At 68.9% G+C, this 13891-nt stretch carries 12 protein-coding genes; 11 read left to right on the forward strand and 1 reads right to left on the reverse strand.

Annotated elements, in window-relative coordinates; translation table 11 throughout:
- Nucleotides 1-88 precede the first annotated feature (88 nt).
- From glf to J3P31_RS20235, 7 genes are all read left to right on the forward strand, one after another.
- Nucleotides 89-2428: a UDP-galactopyranose mutase gene (gene glf / locus J3P31_RS20205; RefSeq protein WP_210530336.1), complete on the forward strand. Its 2340-nt coding sequence runs from the start codon at nt 89-91 to the stop codon at nt 2426-2428.
- Between the two features lie 188 nt (nt 2429-2616).
- The gene (locus J3P31_RS20210) at nt 2617-4827 is read left to right on the forward strand and encodes a hypothetical protein (protein WP_210530337.1); all 2211 of its coding nucleotides are present in this window, start codon (nt 2617-2619) and stop codon (nt 4825-4827) included.
- A 176-nt stretch (nt 4828-5003) separates the two neighbouring features.
- The gene (locus J3P31_RS20215; protein WP_210530338.1) at nt 5004-5705 is read left to right on the forward strand and encodes an SRPBCC family protein; all 702 of its coding nucleotides are present in this window, start codon (nt 5004-5006) and stop codon (nt 5703-5705) included.
- A gap of 12 nt (nt 5706-5717) precedes the next feature.
- Nucleotides 5718-6983 (forward strand): zinc-dependent alcohol dehydrogenase, encoded by a 1266-nt coding sequence (locus J3P31_RS20220; RefSeq protein ID WP_210530339.1) that lies wholly within the window; start codon nt 5718-5720, stop codon nt 6981-6983.
- Nucleotides 6976-7770, forward strand: coding sequence for an SDR family NAD(P)-dependent oxidoreductase (locus tag J3P31_RS20225; RefSeq protein WP_210530340.1), 795 nt, complete (start codon nt 6976-6978; stop codon nt 7768-7770). The genes J3P31_RS20220 and J3P31_RS20225 overlap by 8 nt, the downstream gene beginning before the upstream one ends.
- Nucleotides 7771-7872: 102 nt before the next feature.
- The gene (locus J3P31_RS20230; protein WP_246849710.1) at nt 7873-9471 is read left to right on the forward strand and encodes an alpha/beta hydrolase; all 1599 of its coding nucleotides are present in this window, start codon (nt 7873-7875) and stop codon (nt 9469-9471) included.
- Nucleotides 9472-9581: 110 nt separating this feature from the next.
- Nucleotides 9582-10259: a thermonuclease family protein gene (locus J3P31_RS20235; protein WP_210530341.1), complete on the forward strand. Its 678-nt coding sequence runs from the start codon at nt 9582-9584 to the stop codon at nt 10257-10259.
- A 19-nt stretch (nt 10260-10278) separates the two neighbouring features.
- On the opposite strand, the gene J3P31_RS20240 is transcribed toward J3P31_RS20235, so the two are convergent.
- Nucleotides 10279-10632: a DMT family protein gene (locus J3P31_RS20240; protein WP_210530342.1), complete on the reverse strand. Its 354-nt coding sequence runs from the start codon at nt 10630-10632 to the stop codon at nt 10279-10281.
- Nucleotides 10633-10768: 136 nt separating this feature from the next.
- Here J3P31_RS20240 and J3P31_RS20245 point away from each other — a divergent pair, with 136 nt between their 5' ends.
- The 4 genes from J3P31_RS20245 (at nt 10769) to J3P31_RS20260 (ending at nt 13680) form a co-directional block, all read left to right on the forward strand.
- Nucleotides 10769-12301, forward strand: coding sequence for an acyl-CoA carboxylase subunit beta (locus tag J3P31_RS20245; RefSeq protein ID WP_210530343.1), 1533 nt, complete (start codon nt 10769-10771; stop codon nt 12299-12301).
- Nucleotides 12282-12815, forward strand: a complete 534-nt coding sequence (locus J3P31_RS20250) for a DUF6497 family protein (RefSeq protein ID WP_210530344.1) — start codon at nt 12282-12284, stop codon at nt 12813-12815. The genes J3P31_RS20245 and J3P31_RS20250 overlap by 20 nt, the downstream gene beginning before the upstream one ends.
- The gene (locus J3P31_RS20255) at nt 12815-13171 is read left to right on the forward strand and encodes a hypothetical protein (protein ID WP_210530345.1); all 357 of its coding nucleotides are present in this window, start codon (nt 12815-12817) and stop codon (nt 13169-13171) included. Before J3P31_RS20250 ends, J3P31_RS20255 begins: the two co-directional genes overlap by 1 nt.
- 293 nt (nt 13172-13464) lie before the next feature.
- Nucleotides 13465-13680 (forward strand): YMGG-like glycine zipper-containing protein, encoded by a 216-nt coding sequence (locus tag J3P31_RS20260; protein WP_210530346.1) that lies wholly within the window; start codon nt 13465-13467, stop codon nt 13678-13680.
- Nucleotides 13681-13891 lie beyond the last annotated feature (211 nt).

A 13891-nucleotide genomic window follows, 5' to 3' on the forward strand; every position in this document is an offset into this window, starting at 1 on the left:
CGCCAGGGGCGCGGCCACATGGGACAAGCCGATCCGCCTTACCCGAGTGCCGAGTCCACATCAGTCAAAAACAGATCCAGGAGAGACAATGCCGGACGCGACCCCTTTCCCCGTGAATGACAACTCCGGCCTCCTGATTTGCTTCTCTCATCTGCGCTGGGATTTCGTCATTCAGCGTCCCCAGCACCTGATGAGACGCTTTGCCAAGGGTCGCCGGGTGATCTTCTGGGAGGAGATGATCCCGACCGACCACGACAAGCCCTACTACGAGGTTCACGTCTTCACCGACGACAAGGTCCGGGCCATCCGGCCGCGGATCCCGCACGGCTGGTCGGCCGAACGGTCCGAGCGGGCCCAGGCGGAGATGCTGGACGACGTGCTCGCGCTTCAGGGCAGCCCGAAGCCGACGCTGTGGTTCTACACGCCCATGATGTGGCCGATCGCCTCGCACGTGGCGGCGGAAGCCGTCGTCTATGACTGCATGGACGAGCTGTCCCATTTCAAGTTCGCTCCGCCCGAACTGCGCGAGCGCGAGGCCCAGCTGCTCAAGGCCGCCGATGTGGTGTTCACGGGCGGCTACAGCATCTACGAGGCGAAGCGCCTCCAGCACGACAACATCCACCCCTTCCCGTCCTCGGTGGACGGGGCGCACTTCTCCCAGGCGCGCCGGGGCATGGCCGTTCCGGGCGACATGGCGTCCATTCCCGGGCCGCGGCTCGGCTTCTACGGGGTGATCGATGAACGGATCGACCTCGGGCTGATCGACCATGTCGCGGCCTCCCGTCCCGACTGGCACATCGTGATGGTGGGACCGGTCGTGAAGATCGGCGAGGCTGACCTGCCGCGTCGTCCGAACATCCATTACCTCGGCGGCAAGAACTATGCGGAGCTGCCGGCCTACCTGTCGGGCTGGGACGTGGCGCTGATGCCCTTCGCCATCAACGAGGCCACGCGCTTCATCTCGCCGACCAAGACGCCGGAATACCTGGCCGGCGGACGTCCCGTGGTCTCGACTCCGATCCGCGACGTCGTCCGTCATTATGGCACCCTTCAGGGCGTGAAGGTCGCGGATACGCCCGAGGCTTTCCTCCGTGCCTGCGACGAGGCCATGGACCTCTCGAAGACGCCGGATGTCTGGCGGCCCGAGGTGGACCGGATGCTCGCCGACCTGAGCTGGGACACCACCTTCAAGCGCATGGACCGCTTCGTGCAGGACGCCGTCCTGATGCGCCGGGCCCGCCGCTCGCCCGACCGCTTTGCCGCGCCGGGAATCCGCCGTGGAGGCTCGCGTCCCTATGACGTGGTCATCGCCGGCGCGGGCTTCGCGGGCGCCATCATGGCCGAGCGCCTGGCCGAGGGATCGGGCAAGCGGGTCCTCGTGGTGGACAAGCGCAGCCACGTCGCGGGCAACGCCTACGACCTCCATGACAAGGCCGGCGTGCTGATCCACCAGTACGGCCCGCACATCTTCCACACCAACAGCGACCAGGTGGTCAGCTACCTGAGCCGCTTCACGGCCTGGCGGCCCTACGAGCACCGCGTCCTGGCGCGGGTGGGCGACAAGCTCCTGCCCATGCCGATCAACCGCACGACGCTGAACGGCCTCTACAATCTCAACCTGCAGTCCGACGAGGACGCGGCGGCCTTCCTCGCCGCGCAGGCCGAGCCGGTGGAGGACATCCGGACCAGCCGCGACGTCGTCGTGAACGCCGTCGGCCGTCACCTCTACGAGACGTTCTTCCAAGGCTACACCCGCAAGCAGTGGGGCCTCGACCCGAGCGAGCTCGACAAGTCGGTGACGAGCCGGGTGCCGACGCGGACCTCGCTCGACGACCGGTACTTCACCGACACCTTCCAGGCGATGCCGCGCGACGGCTTCACCCGGATGTTCGAGCGGATGCTGGACCACCCCAACATCGACCTCGCGCTCGGGGCCGACTACCACGATCTCAAGGCGAACGATCTGGCACCGCTCACCATCTATACCGGGCCGATCGACGCCTTCTTCGACCACCGCTTCGGGCCGCTGCCCTATCGCAGCCTGCAGTTCCGGCACGAGACGCTGGACCAGCGGCGGTTCCAGGAGGTCGCGGTGGTCAACTATCCTGCCGAGGACGTGCCCTATACCCGGATCACCGAATACAAGTACCTCACCGGGCAGGTGCACGATAAGACCTCGATCACCTACGAGTATCCGAGCGCGGTGGGCGATCCGTACTACCCGATCCCGCGCCCCGAGAACCAGGTCCTTTACAAGAAGTACGAGGCCCTGGCCCTGCAGCGGGATGACGTGATCTTCCTCGGGCGGCTTGGCACCTACCGCTACTACAACATGGACCAGGTCGTCGGGCAGGCGCTTGCCACCTACCGGCGGTTGGCCGAGCGGATGGCGGTGCAGACCGGCGCGGCTTCCACCGCGGCGGAGTGATCGCGCCGCAAGCCTGTCCCTGAACGATGATCCGGCCGAGCCTTCGGGCTCGGCTTCGTCCTGCCGGGTGCCCGTTTCCCAGGCAGGCGCAGGCTGCGAATGGGGGGCCGTGTCGCTCCCTGCTTGCCCCGCGGGACCGTACCGGGTTCCCTGATCCCGTCTCCTCCCAGATCGTTGCAGGTGTGCTGGTGAGCCCAGAGCTTCATCCCGACGCGCGGAAGATCCGACTGCTTTTCGTGCCGGCCTTCCTCGATGCGGGTCCCGTGGCCCAAGAGATCCTCCACCTCGCACGACATCTGCCGCGCGTCGGCTATGCGATCACGGTGCTTCCAGCGTCGCGCGGGCCCGGCTCGCCGGGGCCGACCCTTGATCGCCTGCATGCGATGGGCGCCCGGGTCGACACCACGGCCTTCGACCTGTCCTTTGCGGATACGGTCACCTATCTCGCGCGCAGGTTGCCCCGGGCGGACCTCGTGGTGTCCTGGCAGGACGTGGCCGACATCTATCCGGCGCTCGAACGTCTGGCCCTGAGGCCGCCTTTGATCGAACGCGGCTTTTCCGTCCGCGAGGCGCTGTCCGGGCCCAAGCACTTCACGGCGCGCTATGTCGGCGTTTCCCCCGCGGTGCGCGAAGCGGCAGCGGGGCGCCTGCCCGAACGGCCGCACCATGCGATCGATCTCCCGGCGATGATCGACCTTCCGGCGCCCAGGGCGGGCGATAGGGCTCGTCTTCGGGCGGCCCTGGGCCTCGGGCGCCGCGACATCCTGATCGGCTGGGCGGGCGCCGCGAACGATCCGGCCCAGTCGGACCGGGTCCTCAAGGTCATGGCGCAGGTGGCGGCCCGCCTGCCGCAGGCGCGATTCCTGCGGCCCGACGGGCTGCCGCCGACGGCCCGGCCTGTCCCGGGCATCATGGAGCCACGTGGCCGACGCGATCTTGGTCCTGCCATGGACGTCCTCTGCTGGTGGCCAGACGACGGGGAGCCCTTGGGGGACGCCGCCCGGGTGGCTGCGACGGGGCCTGCCGTCGCCCTAGCCGGGGAGGGCGGGCCGTCTTGGCTGCGTCACGATCGGACCGCCCTGGTGACGCCGCACCATCCGGTCGCTCTGGCCCGGGCCGTCATCCGGCTGGCCGCGAACGCCGCCCTGAGATCCCGTCTCGGCGCGACGCTTCGCGCGGATGTCGCGGCCTGCCTTGCGTCTGGAATCGTCGTGCCGGAATGGGAGCGTCTCTTCGCCCAAGTTCTGGCCGACGTGCCCTCGGCGTCAGGGCCGACGGTGTTTCAGACGTTCCTGCAAGGCGGATGGGAGTGTTCGACGCATGTTCGCGCCGACGGGAGGCGCCTGGACGTGCTGGCGGCGACCCGGCACGACACCCATGCGGAGGCCGACTATCGCCAGCTTGGCGCCCTGGGTCTTTCGACGATGCGCGACGGCCTGCGCTGGCATCGGATCGAGTCGACCCCGGGCACCTTCGACTTCTCCAGTTGGACCCCGATGCTGGACGCCGCGAAACGGACCGGGACGCAGGTGATCTGGGACCTGCTGCACTATGGGTGGCCTGACGGGCTCGACATCTGGCGTCCCGACTTCGTGCAGCGCTTTGCCGCCTTCGCCCGCGCGGCCGCGATCCACCGCCGCACGATGTCCGACGAGGTCCCGTTCTGGTGCCCCGTCAACGAGATGTCGTTCCACTCATGGGGCGGAGGCGACGTGGCCTACCTCAACCCGCACGCCCGCGGCCGCGGCTTCGAGCTGAAATGCCAGCTTGCCTCCGCCTCCATCGCGGCCATGCGGGTGCTGCGCGAGGTCGATCCCCGCGCCCGGTTCGTCCATTGCGAGCCGATGATCGCCGTCCACCACGACCCCGCCACGGGCCGTCCCCGCTGGGAGGCCGAGGGCTACCACGACGCGCAGTTCCAGGCCTTCGACCTCGTGTCCGGGCGGCTCTGGCCGATGCTGGGCGGGCAGGAGGAGTTCCTGGATGTCGTGGGCGTGAATTACTACTTCAACAACCAATGGGTCCATGGCGCGCCGCCCATCGACTGGGACCACCCGCTTTATGCGCCGCTGTCGGACCTCCTGTTCGCCGTTCACGCCCGCTATGGCCGCCCCGTCCTGATCGCCGAGACCGGCGTCGAATGGGAGCGCCGCGCCCCCTGGTTCCGCTACGTGTCCACCGAAGTGGAGCGGGCGCGGGCGCGGGGCGTGCCGGTCGAGGGGATCTGCCTGTATCCCATCGCCAACCATCCCGGCTGGGACGACGACCGCGATTGCCCGAACGGCCTCCTGGGCGCGCATCCCGGCCCCCGCGGGCGCGACGTCCACGAGCCGCTGGCGGCCGAGATCCTCGCCTTCCAGGACGCCTTGGGGGCCCGGCGGCGCCGCGCGACGGGCTAGGGGCCGCCACCTCACGACCTCGTGTCCCGGCGCTCCGGTGCCCATCTCGGACCCGACACGGCTCGTTCCGCGTTGGAGGCCCGTTCCACGATCCGACCCCGGGCCGCGCCCGGCGACCGCTTGCGGCTTTGCCGGCGGTCCCCGGTCCCGCGCGCCTTTCATCCTGAGGAGCTTCCATGGACCGAACCCGATCCTCCCGGCTTTCCGAGCAGAAGCTGGTCGCGGCAGCGGCGACGCTGGGCCTTGGAGCCCTGGCCGGCCTTGCGGCCTATTCGTATCTCGGCCCCTCGGCCTCGCAGGCCCAGCGGCATGCCAAGACTCCGCGCCTGACCGACGACGCGCCCGGCCGCACGGCGAGGCAGGCGCGCTTCGGGGATTACGCGGTGACCGGCCGGAGCGTCACCATCAACCGTCCGCGCCAGGAGATCTATGCGTTCTGGCGCGACTTCTCGAATCTTTCGAAGTTCATGGAGAACATCGAGGACGCGGGCGAGTCCGAGCCCGGCTTCTCCTCCTGGACGATCCGGGCGCCCTTGGGTCAGACCGTCAAGGTGAAGTCCCGCATCGTCTCGGACCGGCCGGGCGAGCAGATCGCCTGGCGCTCGACCGAGGAATCGCAGATCGACACCGAAGGAAAGGTGATGTTCCGCGACGCCCCCGGCGGGCGCGGGACGATCGTCGAAACGATCATCTCCTACAAGCCGCCCCTGGGCGCCGTCGGGCAGGCGGTCGCCAAGCTCTTCTCGGCCGAGCCCTCGGTCCAGGCCCGCCGCGACCTGAAGCGGCTCAAGATGCTCCTCGAGACCGGGGAGATCGCCACGAACAGGAACCGCCGCGGAGAGGGCGGCAAGTACCAGCAACAGATGTCGCCGGTCTGAGGAGGCCCCCGAATGCGCGCACTCACCTATCATGGCAAGCATGACGTCCGCGTGGACACCCACCCCGACCCGCAGATCGTCAACCCCCGCGATGCCATCATCGAGATCACCTCGACCGCGATCTGCGGCTCGGACCTCCACCTCTACGACGGCGTGATCCCCGGCGTCCTCAAGGGCGACATCCTGGGCCACGAGTTCATGGGCCGCGTGGTCGAGGTCGGCCCGTCCTCCACGCTCCAGGTCGGGCAGCGGGTGATCGTCCCGTTCACCATCTCCTGCGGGCAGTGCTTCCATTGCCGCAACCAGGAGTTCTCGCATTGCGACAACTCCAACCCCGCCGAGAAGCAGGACGTGAGCGAGACGCTCTACGGTCACCCGATGTCCGGCCTGTTCGGCTATTCGCACATGACGGGCGGCTACCCGGGCGGGCAGGCCGAGTTCGTCCGTGTGCCCTTCTCGGACGTGGGGCCGCTGGTCATCCCCGACCATCTGGAGGACGAGAAGGTCCTGTTCCTGACCGACATCCTGGCCACCGGCTGGATGGCCGCCGACCAGGCCACCGTGGAGAACGGCGACACCATCGCCGTCTGGGGCGCCGGACCCGTGGGCCTGTTCGCCGCGCAGTCGGCGCGGGTCATGGGCGCCGAGCAGGTGATCGTCATCGACCACTACCCCCACCGCCTGGAGCTCGCGCGCAAGCTCGGCTGCAAGGTCATCGACTACCAGCAGACCAATGTCCTCGAGGCGCTGATGGAGATGACGGGCGGGCAGGGCCCCGACGCGGTCATCGATGCCGTCGGCATGGAGAGCCATGGCTTCGAGAACTTCAACCCGGTGGACACGCTCAAGCAGAAGATCGGCATCGGGGCCGACCGGATCGGAGCGCTGCGGCAGGCGATCCTATCCGTGCGCAAGGGCGGCCGCGTCTCGATCCCCGGCGTCTATGGCGGCATGTCTGACAAGTTCCCGACCGGCGCCATGATGGAGAAGGGCCTCACGCTGCGCATGGGCCAGACCCATGTCCAGCGTTACCATCGCGACCTGCTGCGCCGCATCGAGGAGGGCGAGATCGACACCACCTTCCTGATCTCGGACGTCATGTCCCTGGAGGACGCGGCCACCGGCTACAAGAACTTCGCCTACAACCAGAACGAATGGACCAAGGTGGTCCTCAAGCCCAAATGGGAGAAGGGCCGCCGCGAGGCGGGACGGGCCCGGACCGAAACCTCGCTCGGCACCGGGACCGAGGTCAGGACGGAGGCGCCCGTCCATGCCTGACCGGAAGCTTGCCATCGTCACCGGCGCCTCGACCGGCATCGGGCGGGAACTGGCCCGCTGCGCCGCCGAGGACGGCTGCGACCTCATCATCTGCGCCAACGAGCCCGAGATCGAGGACGCGGCCCGCGACCTGAGATCCCTCGGGGGCTCGGTCGAGGCGGTCCAGGCCGACCTGTCCACCGAGGAGGGCGTTCTCGCCCTCTGGCACCAGGTCGGCGCCCGCGAGGTCGATTACCTCATGGCCAACGCGGGTCTAACCCTGGGTCATGCCTTCGTCGACCAGGAGTGGCCCCGCATCCACGAACTGTTGGGCCTCAACATCCAGGGCACGACTTTGCTGCTCCATCGTGCGCTGCCGCGGATGCAGGCGAGGGGGCAGGGGCGGGTGCTCGTGACCGGCTCGATCGCAGGCTTCATGCCGGGCAGCTACCAGGCCGTCTACAACGCCTCCAAGGCGTATCTCGATTCGCTGTCCTATGCGCTCAATGACGAGATGAAGGAGCACGGGGTCACGGTCACCTGCCTCATGCCCGGGCCGGTCGACACGCCGATCTTCGACCGCGGCGACATGCGGGACAGCGTGATGGGGGAAACCTCGCTCAAGGACACGCCCGAGCACACCGCACGGGCGGGCTACGAGGCGATGAAGGCCGGCAAGGCCGGCATGACCCCGGGGCTGATGAACAAGCTCATCACCACCTTCGCGGGCGTGATCCCCGAGCCGGTGCTGGCCCGCATGAATCGCTGGATGTCCGAAACCGACCGCGACGAGCCCGAACGGACCTGACGTCGGTCCTGACGAAGTTGTGAGAGGGCGGAGGCCGGAACCCTGGCCTCCGCTTCATCATTGTTCGCTTGTATCCAATCGGACCCCGGAAGGACTTCCCCCATGCATGCCCTGTTGAAGACGACGACCGCGAGCGCGGCGCTCGCGGCCGCCCTGTCCATTTCGCCCCTGGCTGCGCTGGCCCAGAATGCGGCGAGCGAGCCCACGACGGCGGCGCCCGACACGGCCGCCACCGGCGAGGCGACTATGGCGCAGGACGGCGCCGCCGCCCAAGGCGAGACCGCCGAGGCTCCGGCCGCCGACATCGCCCAGGGCGAAGCTGCAGATGCCCCGGCCCCCGACGCCCAAGCCACCGACGCCCAAGCCACCGACGCCCCGGCCACCGACATGGCCCAGGACGATGCGTCGACTGGTCCGGCGGACGGCGCGGCCACTGACATGACGGCTGACGGCGCGGCGGCTCCGGACGCCGATGCGGCCCAGACGGCCCAGGCCGAGGCTGGCGCGACCGGCGACATGGAGATGACGGCCTCGGTCACCGCCGATGCGGGCCAGGTCGCGAACCCGCCCGAGCAGCCCAACGGTGACATGCAGGCCGTCCTCGACAAGCTGACCGAACTCGGCGCCCAGCCGCTCGGCACGCTGTCGGTCGAGGAAACCCGGGCCCAGCCCACGCCCGCCGACGCCGCCATGGCGGTCATGGAAGAGCGCGGCATCGAGATGCCCGCCGAACTGGCCGCCATCGCCACGCGCGAGGTGACCTACCCCGCCGGCGACGGTTCGGAGCAGCCGATCCGCATCTACACGCCCGAGGGCGAGGGTCCCTTCCCGCTGGTGGTCTACTTCCACGGCGGCGGCTGGGTCATCGCCGATCTCGACACCTACGACGCCTCGGCCCGGGCGCTCGCGGCGGGTGCGAACGCGGTCGTGGCCTCGGTCGAATACCGCCACGCCCCGGAGAACCGCTTCCCCGCTGCCCACGAGGACGCCGACGCGGCCTATGCCTGGATCGTGGAGAACTCGGGCAGCCTGAACGCCGATTCCGAACGTCTTGCGGTCGCGGGCGAAAGCGCCGGGGGCAACCTCGCGCTCAATGTCGCGATCAACGCCCGGGACGCGCAGCTGACGCAGCCCGACGGCCTCGTGCTCGTGTACCCGGTCGCGGGCAACGACATGGAGACGCCGTCCTACAACGCCTATGCCGACGCGCAGCCGCTTTCCAAGCAGGCGATGATGTGGTTCGTCGAGAACGTCTTCGAGGACCCGTCGCAGACCTCCGACCCGCGCCTGAACCTCGTGGGACGTGACGATTTGGCCGGCCTGCCGCCCACCACCATCATCAACGCCGAGATCGATCCCCTTCAGAGCGAGGGCGAGATGCTGGCCGAGCGGATGGCCGCGCAGGGCGTCGAGGTGCAGCAGATGACCTATCCGGGCGTCGCGCACGAGTTCTTCGGCATGGGCGCCGTGGTGCCCGAGGCCAAGCAGGCCGAGGACATGGCGACCGCCGCGCTCCGGACCGCGTTCGGCGAGGCGGGGGCCGCGACGGCCGACGCCGCGACGACGGGCGAGGTGACGAACGTGGAGCCCACCGCGGCCGACAGCGCAGCCCCGGCGGACGTGGCGGCCCCGGACGACGGCGCGGCCATGGAGATGGACCCGGCCGCCCCGGCGACGGACGATGCCGCCACCGGCCAGTAAACAGGCCGAGTCGTTTCAAAGGTGTGAACGCCCGGGAATGGTTACCCGGGCGTTTACCGTTTCTTAACCTTTCTCTTGCAGCGCGCCCCGGGCCGAATCACATTTGGGCCATGGCCCAACGGTTCCTGATCCTGGCTGCGGTCGCGGCTCTGTTCGGCATCTCGGTCGAGTCCAGCTCCGGCCCGCAGGGGACGGTCCGGGTGATCGATGCCGACACTTTCGACGTGGGCGGCACCCGGGTGCGGCTCCATGGCGTGGATGCGCCCGAACGCAACCAGATCTGCCTCGACGGAGACAACGAGCCCTGGGCCTGCGGCGCATGGTCGGTCGCCGAGGCGCGCTCCCTTTGGGACGGGCGCCGGGCCGACTGCGTCGAGCTCGACACCGACCGTTACGGGCGGGTCGTGTCCCGCTGCGAGATCGCGCGCAGGGACGTGGGCGCGACGCTCGTCAGCCGGGGCATCGCGCTGGCCTATACCGATTACTCCAACGACTACGTTCCTCAAGAGGCCGCCGCGCAGCAGGCGCGCCTGGGAATCTGGCAAGGGACGTTCCAGCGGCCCGAGGATTACCGCCGGAACCCCGATGCGGAGATCGGGAACGTCGTGGTGCTGAGCGCGCCGGAGGAGGACTGCCGGATCAAGGGCAACATCTCCCCGTCGGGCCGGATCTACTACGTCCCCGGCAGCTCGCGCTACGAGGCCACGAAGATCGACCCGTCCCGGGGCGAGCGCTGGTTCTGCTCGGAGCAGGAGGCCGAGGCCGCCGGCTGGCGTGCCCCGCGCTGAAGCAGGATCGGCGCGGCGTTCAGGCCCATCTGTGGAAGATGAAGAACGCGCCCAGCGCGATGAAGGCGAATCCCACCAGATAGTTCCAGGTCAGCGGCTCCTTGAGGTAGGTCACGGAGAAGACCGCGAAGACCGACAGGGTCAGGACCTCCTGGATGGTCTTGAGCTGCGCCGCCGAGAAGGCCGAGGAGCCGATGCGGTTGGCCGGAACCTGAAGGCAGTACTCGAAGAAGGCGATTCCCCAGGACACCAGGATGACCACCGCCAGCGACGTGCCCTTGAACCGCAGGTGTCCGTACCAGGCGAAGGTCATGAAGATGTTGGATGCGAGAAGCAGGCCGATCGTCGTGACGGAAACGGGCAGGGCTGACATGGGGCAACTCCGGAGGGACGGCTCGCTTTGCCGCAACTGGTCGGAAGCCGCAACAGGCGCGCCGGGGATTGGCAATGCGGCGGTTCTGGGGTTTCGTGCGGGAACGCCGCGGGGGCAGGCGGAAGGAGAGGGCGCCGTGGACGACATCCTGAACGAGCTGGAGGCCCGGCGGGCGGCGGCCCGTCTCGGCGGGGGCGAGGCGCGCATCCAGGCGCAGCACGCCCGCGGCAAGCTCACCGCCCGGGAGCGGATCGAGCTCCTGCTCGACGAGGGCTCCTTCGAGGAATTCGACATGTTCGTGACGCATCGCGCCACGGAGTTCGGGATGCAGAGGGACCGTCCCGCCGGCGACGGCGTGGTGACGGGCTGGGGCACGATCAACGGCCGTCTGGTTTACGTCTTCTCGCAGGACTTCACGGTGTTCGGGGGCTCGCTGTCGGAGACCCATGCCCAGAAGATCTGCAAGATCATGGATATGGCCATGCGGAACGGCGCGCCCGTGATCGGCATCAACGACTCCGGGGGCGCGCGCATCCAGGAAGGCGTGGCCTCGCTCGCGGGCTACGCCGAGGTGTTCCAGCGCAACGTGCTCGCCTCGGGCGTGATCCCACAGATCAGCCTCATCATGGGACCCTGCGCCGGAGGGGCGGTCTATTCACCGGCGATGACGGACTTCATCCTCATGGTGAAGGACACGTCCTACATGTTCGTCACCGGGCCCGAGGTCGTCCGGACCGTCACCAACGAGGTCGTCACCGCCGAGGAGCTGGGCGGCGCCTTGACCCACACCCGCAAGTCCTCGGTCGCCGACGCCGCCTTTGAGAACGACGTCGAGGCGATCTCGGAGGCACGGCGGCTGTTCGACTTCCTGCCGCTGTCCAACCGCTCGGGCGTCCCCACGCGGCCCTTCCACGACGACCCCGCGCGCGTGGAGCCCAGCCTCGACACCCTGATCCCCCAGAACGCGAACACGCCCTACGACATGAGGGAGTTGATCCAGAAGGTCGCCGACGAAGGCGACGTCTACGAGATCCAGGCCGAGTTCGCGAAGAACATCCTGACGGGCTTCATACGACTCGAAGGGGCGACCGTGGGGGTCGTCGCCAACCAGCCCATGCACCTCGCGGGGTGCCTCGATATCGACGCGTCCCGCAAGGCCGCCCGCTTCGTGCGCTTCTGCGACGCCTTCGAGATCCCGATCCTGACCCTGGTGGACGTGCCCGGCTTCCTTCCCGGCACCCAGCAGGAGTACAACGGCATCATCAAGCACGGGGCCAAGCTTCTGTTCGCCTATGCCGAGGCGACCGTGCCCAAGGTCACCGTCATCACCCGAAAGGCCTATGGCGGCGCCTATGACGTGATGGCCTCCAAGCATCTGCGCGGCGACGTCAACTACGCCTGGCCCACCGCCGAGATCGCGGTGATGGGGGCCAAGGGGGCCGTCGAGATCCTCTACCGCGCCGAGCGGGGCGACCCCGAGGCGATCGCCCGGCGGACCCGCGACTACGAATCCCGCTTCGCCAATCCCTTCGTCGCCGCCGAACGGGGCTTCATCGACGAGGTGATCCAGCCCCGCTCCACCCGCCGCCGCGTGGCCCGCGCCTTTGCCATGCTGCGCAACAAGAAGCTCGAGAATCCGTGGAAGAAACATGACAATATCCCGCTCTGACTGGCCCGTGCGGGCCGGGGCCCTGGCAATGGCGCTGGGCATCGGGGGGCCGCTCGCCGCCCAGGAGATCCAGCTTCCGTCCGGCCACACCGCGCGCCTTTACGACGTTGTGCTCGAGGGGGCGGAGGGCGTGATGGCGCCGGATGCCTACACCGATCCGGAATCGCTGCCCGAAGGGGAGATGACCGAGGACGAGCCGCTCGATCAGCCCCCGGCGGAGTCGTCCGCTCCGGCCGAGGCCGATGCAACGGCGGGCGGGCTTGCGCGGTTCCGGCTGCTCGTCCCGGGGCTCGGCGGGGAGGGGGCCTCCTACGACGACGTCGCCGGCGACTTTGCCTGGCTCTGCGAGTCGCTGGCCCTGCCCGCGCTCGACGCCAACGGCTGGCGGCCGGTCGAGGTGGTGATCGCCCTGTCAGACCGCGAGGTGGCCTTCGGGGCAACCGATCCCGAGGCCGTGCAGTTCTTCGAAGGGTTCCGCATCGATGATGGCACCTGCATCGGGCAGGCCTTCTGATGGAAAAGCATCGCGGCTTTCCGGGGCGGCTGCCCGGCTCCGATCTCCAGTTCACCATCCGCCACGCCAACCACAAGAAAGGGGCGACCCCGATCGTGGCCCGCGAACGGTTTCGCGACCGCAAGGCCATCGACCGCGCCGCCGACCGGGCGTTCATGGCGGCGCTATGGGAGCATTTCGGCGAGGAACCCTTCGTGCGCGGCAACCTCGACGCCGGCCGGCTGGGCTGGCTCTTCGGTCGTGAGGTCGTTCCCGCCGAGGAGCCGTTCGACCCCGAGAGCTACGATGCGCTGCTGCGGATCGACGTCGACAGGGCCCGTGCCGCCTTTCCGGAGATCTTCGGGGACGAGGATTGAGCGTGGCGGCCCTAACACGGTCCTGAAGCAAATCGCGAGGGACCGTGAGATGAAGGCCGGGGGCCCGGGCGACCGGATCGGCCTGCGCCGGATCGGGGGCCTGTGGCGATCTTGCCGCCGCAGGTCCAATGGCTTGGCCAAGGCGGTGGACATCGGAACAACCGTCTGATCGTTCCACTTGGCGCTACGGTAATTTCAAGCCTTTCGCCGGTCGGGGAAACCCTGTCTTGCAGCCCCACGTTGAGAATGGCATCCCTGAGCGCATCTGGGGCCACAACTTCTGGAGAACTGACATGGCACTCACCCTCCGCATGCTCGGCGTCCTCGGCCTGGCGGCGACCCTTGCCGCCTGCGGCGAGACCGACCTCGAGCGGACCGCCACCGGCGCGGCCATCGGCGCAGGCATCGCGACGGTCACCGGCGAATCCGCCGTCAACGGCGCGCTCATTGGCGCCGCCGCTGGCGCGGTGTCCTGCTCGGTCGCGCCCGGCGCCCCGAACTGCTACTGATCTCAGGGGCGCAAGGCCCCTGTACCACCAAGGCCGCCGGGACCCCGTGTTCCGGCGGCCTTGTCATGTTGGGCCCGCAAAGTCGGGCCCGTGCCCCCAGGATGGCGACCCGTGTGGATCATCCGGCCCGGCCCTGGCGTTCACCTGGGGGGAGTGGGGTGGCGGGGTTGGCGGAGTTCGTCCTGGCGCGAGGGGGTTCGGTCGATGGCGC

The organism is Rubellimicrobium arenae, assembly GCF_017916275.1.
Lineage (GTDB): Bacteria > Pseudomonadota > Alphaproteobacteria > Rhodobacterales > Rhodobacteraceae > Rubellimicrobium > Rubellimicrobium arenae.

Bases quoted from the DNA above. Each gene is read 5' to 3' on its own strand.
- glf (WP_210530336.1), top strand. From the start codon at position 89: ATGCCGGACGCGACCCCTTTCCCCGTGAATGACAACTCCGGCCTCCTG.
- J3P31_RS20215 (WP_210530338.1), top strand. From the start codon at position 5,004: ATGGACCGAACCCGATCCTCCCGGCTTTCCGAGCAGAAGCTGGTCGCG.
- J3P31_RS20220 (WP_210530339.1), top strand. From the start codon at position 5,718: ATGCGCGCACTCACCTATCATGGCAAGCATGACGTCCGCGTGGACACC.
- J3P31_RS20225 (WP_210530340.1), top strand. From the start codon at position 6,976: ATGCCTGACCGGAAGCTTGCCATCGTCACCGGCGCCTCGACCGGCATC.
- J3P31_RS20230 (WP_246849710.1), top strand. From the start codon at position 7,873: ATGCATGCCCTGTTGAAGACGACGACCGCGAGCGCGGCGCTCGCGGCC.
- J3P31_RS20235 (WP_210530341.1), top strand. From the start codon at position 9,582: ATGGCCCAACGGTTCCTGATCCTGGCTGCGGTCGCGGCTCTGTTCGGC.
- J3P31_RS20240 (WP_210530342.1), bottom strand. From the start codon at position 10,632: ATGTCAGCCCTGCCCGTTTCCGTCACGACGATCGGCCTGCTTCTCGCA.
- J3P31_RS20250 (WP_210530344.1), top strand. From the start codon at position 12,282: ATGACAATATCCCGCTCTGACTGGCCCGTGCGGGCCGGGGCCCTGGCA.
- J3P31_RS20255 (WP_210530345.1), top strand. From the start codon at position 12,815: ATGGAAAAGCATCGCGGCTTTCCGGGGCGGCTGCCCGGCTCCGATCTC.
- J3P31_RS20260 (WP_210530346.1), top strand. From the start codon at position 13,465: ATGGCACTCACCCTCCGCATGCTCGGCGTCCTCGGCCTGGCGGCGACC.